The organism is Salinivibrio sp. PR932, assembly GCF_001996125.1.
Classification (GTDB): Bacteria; Pseudomonadota; Gammaproteobacteria; order Enterobacterales; family Vibrionaceae; genus Salinivibrio; species Salinivibrio proteolyticus.
The window spans coordinates 1-4348 of sequence record NZ_MUFM01000061.1; the positions used below are offsets into that span (position 1 = coordinate 1).

5 protein-coding genes are annotated in these 4348 nt (G+C 35.8%); all 5 read right to left on the bottom strand.

The genetic code is table 11. The features are described from left to right. A partial coding sequence (locus tag BZG84_RS15975) for a glycosyltransferase family 2 protein (RefSeq protein WP_131826279.1) occupies positions 1–769 on the bottom strand: 769 nt, incomplete at its 3' end. Positions 770–830: 61 nt separating this feature from the next. Further along, positions 831–1925 (bottom strand): DegT/DnrJ/EryC1/StrS family aminotransferase, encoded by a 1095-nt coding sequence (locus BZG84_RS15980; RefSeq protein ID WP_077678485.1) that lies wholly within the window; start codon positions 1923–1925, stop codon positions 831–833. Between the two features lie 3 nt (positions 1926–1928). After that, the gene (locus tag BZG84_RS15985) at positions 1929–3017 is read right to left on the bottom strand and encodes a DegT/DnrJ/EryC1/StrS family aminotransferase (protein ID WP_077678486.1); all 1089 of its coding nucleotides are present in this window, start codon (positions 3015–3017) and stop codon (positions 1929–1931) included. Next, on the bottom strand, positions 3017–4033 hold the full coding sequence (locus BZG84_RS15990) for a polysaccharide biosynthesis protein (RefSeq protein ID WP_077662164.1): 1017 nt from the start codon (positions 4031–4033) through the stop codon (positions 3017–3019). Before BZG84_RS15990 ends, BZG84_RS15985 begins: the two co-directional genes overlap by 1 nt. Further along, on the bottom strand, positions 4026–4348 hold a 323-nt coding region (locus BZG84_RS15995; protein WP_198536750.1), incomplete at its 5' end, for a polysaccharide biosynthesis C-terminal domain-containing protein. The genes BZG84_RS15995 and BZG84_RS15990, both read right to left, overlap by 8 nt.

Here is a 4348-nt window from a genome sequence, read left to right on the forward strand (position 1 = left end):
CAGCAGTATCATATCTAATATTATTAAATATAACTCCGTCATCGTCACTATCTTTTCCACGATATTTTGTTGCAGAAGATGATGTTCCCACCCAACCCAATGGAATGAATGACTTTAAATATTTTTTTTCGAGAGTAAGACCAATTGTCGCAAGGTTTACATCTGGAGGCACTGTTAGGAAAAGGTTGCCATTTTGTTTTTCTTTAGCTTCGACAAGGAGAGACCTATGAAACAATGAATTTGAATACATCTGTGGTAGCTCGAAATAGGCTTGAGCACCTAGAAGTGATAAGAAGATTTCTTTATTGGAATCTAAAACAGAAAACTCTTCTCTTGCCGTATACTGTATAGCTTTATTTCCATGAAGCTTTGACGCACCTTCCCAAAAGTAGTGTGCCCTGCTGGAAGCTATTATTCTTAAGCCTTTTCTTTCGCATATATTGGTAAGTCTATCTGCCAAGTCAAAAAAGTAGCTTTGTAAACCATCATCTACACCTAAAAAAATGACCCAACTACCAGTGGCAAATGATATCGCACTCGAAAAGTTACCGATAGCACCTAGGTTTTCTTCTTGAAAAACAACTTTTATGTTCGGGTTGTCGATTTCTTTCAGGTATTCCCTTGTCCCATCATTTGAGCAGTCATCTACAATGATTAGCTCATAATCATTATAGTCTTGGGTTATAATGGTATTGACGCAATTTTCTATGTAGTCTAATCCATTGTAGACGGGAAGTATTATGCTGTACTTTACGGTTTCTTTYTTCATTAACAATATGTGCGCTCAGATATGATTGAATTACGTAGAAATAGTTATTTAGCTCTATAGTTTATAAGTCGCTTACAATACGATTAATATCATTCTCATCGACCCACCATCCACAGGGCAAATTTAGTTGTTTCTTTGAAAACTCATTCACTCCTCTTAAATGTAAATGCTGGCCTGAAGGACCAAAAATGGAGTAAAGATCATTCCTTAAATGAATTTTAGAGGCATATATTCCTTGGTTTCGAAATCTATTAAGAAGCTCATCTCTTTCTTCACTAAGTATAGTAAACGCCCAATACGAAGGATTTACCCCTTCTCTTTTACTCAACACTTTTGTGCCTGGCAGATTTTTAAAATACTCTTCCCACAATAATGCATTCTTTCTTTGTTTTCCTATCAAATCACTAACAAATGGCATTTGAGAAGAACCGACATATCCAGAAACATTATTTAGTGTCGCTGAATCACCAACAACGTTAATATCACACTCAGCCGAAATCTCTCCCATTTGGTCTCTGAATTTAGTTCTATTAACGCCTAGATCTCTCATGAGAATAGCTTTTTGATATAACTTTTCGCAGTTTAAAGACAATCCAGCTCCATCGATCGCGTTAGGTAAGCGCACAGGGGTAAAAGAATAACACACGATATCTGTATCTGTATTTCCTATCTTTTTTCCTTTATATTCAGCACCAAAGGATTCAGTTGCATCCTCTATGACTGGTATATTATTTTTCTTAGCAACTGCATTTATTTCTTCTATATAACCTGGATTTCCGGACCAATGGTAATGAATAATAGCTCTGGTTTTATTTGTAATCTTATTTTTAACATCATCAGGATTTAGTGAACCAGTAAAAGGGTCGATGTCAGCCCATATCACTTTTGCCCCAAGATAGACAATAGGTTGTGTTGTCATTAGACAWCTCATAGGAGAGACTATAACCTCATCACCTGGCTTTATATCAATTAATTTTAAAGCAAAAAGAATTGAGTTGCATGAAACTGCAAGAACTTTGTCGTTGCCAATAAAAGAGCTTAATCTACGTTCGAATTCTTTGGTGTATTCACCATAGCTTAGTTTACCGGAATATAGTAAGTCGCTAATATCATCCGATAAAATATCTGGCATAAAAACTTTAAATATAGGAATCATAGCTTACCAGCCTTGTTTAATTGTATTGACAATATACTCCCTATGCTCTTTCTCTATCCACCATCCGCAAGGAATATGAACCCATGATTTCTCATATTCATCAAGGTTTGGTAAATGAGATTTGCTATCACGAAATATTGCGTGCATATCATTTCGTTTGTGTAAATCAGATACAGCAATGCCTTTTTCGTTTAGAACACGAATAAAAGATGGTTTATCCTCTACTTTAACTGTATATAACCAATACGATGGCTCTGTTTTTTCGTAGTAATCGAGCAATTCTAATCGAGGAATATCTGCTAACCATTGGTCATAATATTTTCCATTTTCTATATATTTACTTATAACTTCTTTCATGTATCGTAATTGTACTAGTCCAATAGTCGCATTCACATTATTCATGTGGTATTTGTAGCCTTGCACCTCAATATTATTTTCTTTTCTAGTTAAAGACTTATCTATACCAAACCAACGGATTAGCTTTGCTTTTTCAAAGAGTTCATTGCTCTTTAAACACAACACCCCCCCATCGACAGTCGTTAAGTGCTTGATAGCTTGAAATGAGAAAACGGTAAAATTAAAGTGGCTTCCTAATTTTTCTCCGTTGAAAGAAGCACCAAATGCATGTGCAGCATCTTCAATTATTGGAATATTATACTTGTTCTCAATTTCTTGGAATTTCTTAATATTTGTAGGGACCCCAGCATAGTCAACTATTACTATTGCTCTAGTTTTTCCTGTGATTTTTTTTTCAACATCTTTTGGGCATATATTTCCAGTATCTAAATCAATATCTGCCCAAACAATATTCGCACCAGTTTGCTTGATCACTGTGTTAGTGGGCTCGGCTGTTAGAGGAGTAGAAATCACTTCATCTCCTTTTTCAACTCCGGCCAAGAGCAATGCTATATGCAATGCAGAGGAACCACTATTAACACTCAAACAATGTGGAGAACCAAGAAAGTCTGCTACCTTGCTCTCAAATCTATCTACAGCATCCCCTTGGGCTATATAGCCTGAGTATAATACTTTTTCTAATTCAGGCATTAATACTTCTTTTGGAGGCAAGAAAGTTTTTATCAATGGTATCATTAGGCAGACCTCAACTCATTTTTAACATAGTCAAGATTTAAAAGAAGCTCTTTGATTTCATTAACATTCAATCTTCTAGTATTATGAGAATTATATTCATCGTAATCTAACTTATTTGCCTCCCCCGATACATACTTAGTATAGTTTAGATCTCGATAATCGGCGGGCACCTGATAAAAGCCTCCCATATCTTTCGCTTTGGCCATTTCTTCTCTTCCGCACAGTGATTCAAATAGTTTTTCACCGTGTCGCTCGCCAATAATTTTAATCTCGTTATTTGCTTCAAAAATTTCTTTTAAAGCAATAGCTAGATCTCCAACTGTCGCTGCAGGCGCTTTCTGTACAAAAATGTCACCCGGATTGGCATTTTCGAAGGCAAATAGAACTAGATTTACCGAGTCATCGAGAGACATCATAAACCTTGTCATATCTGGATTCGTTACGGTCATTGGTAATCCACTCTTTATTTGCTGAATAAAAAGGGGGATTATCGATCCTCTTGACGCCATTACATTGCCATACCTTGTGGTACAAATGATTCCTTGATTTGCTCTCACTCGGTGATCACGAGCTTTAGATATCGCTAACTTCTCCATCAGAGCCTTTGTCATACCCATACTATTAATTGGATATACTGCTTTATCTGTACTTAGAACGACGACTCTTTCTACATCGTTGACAGCAGCAGCTTCAAGCACATTTTCAGCTCCTAATAAATTAGTCTTGATCGCTTCAAGAGGATAGAACTCACAAGATGGCACTTGTTTAAGAGCGGCTGCATGAAAGAGATAATCAACTCCTCGCATAGCACTGTTAATACTATCAAAGTCTCGAATATCGCCAATGAGGAAGTTAAGTTTGTCATTCTTGTACTTAATCCTCATATCTTCTTGTTTTTTCTCATCTCGACTGAATATTCTTATCTCTTCAATATCAGAATCAAGAAAACGTTCTAAAACTGCATTGCCAAACGAACCTGTTCCTCCGGTAATCATCAGAACTTTATTTTTAAACATTTCTTATACCTTTAGTAAAAATACGCATTTCTCTCTCGAGTAAAAATATCATAAGACAACTCCCGAGTGCATTAGTAATCAAAGATGCATATACAGCACCAATTCCGCCTATGAGAGGTATCAACAAGTAGTTAAAAATCGCTATTGAAAAAATGGACAAAATTGATAAATACAGGTGTATTTTTGTCTTACCAATGATGTATGTAACCTGTGAATACGCAAATAATACTACATATGGTAGACCTGACCATATTTGTATGGATAAATATTTCCCCGCTATTTCAAAATCATTCCCATAGAGCAATACTATAATAA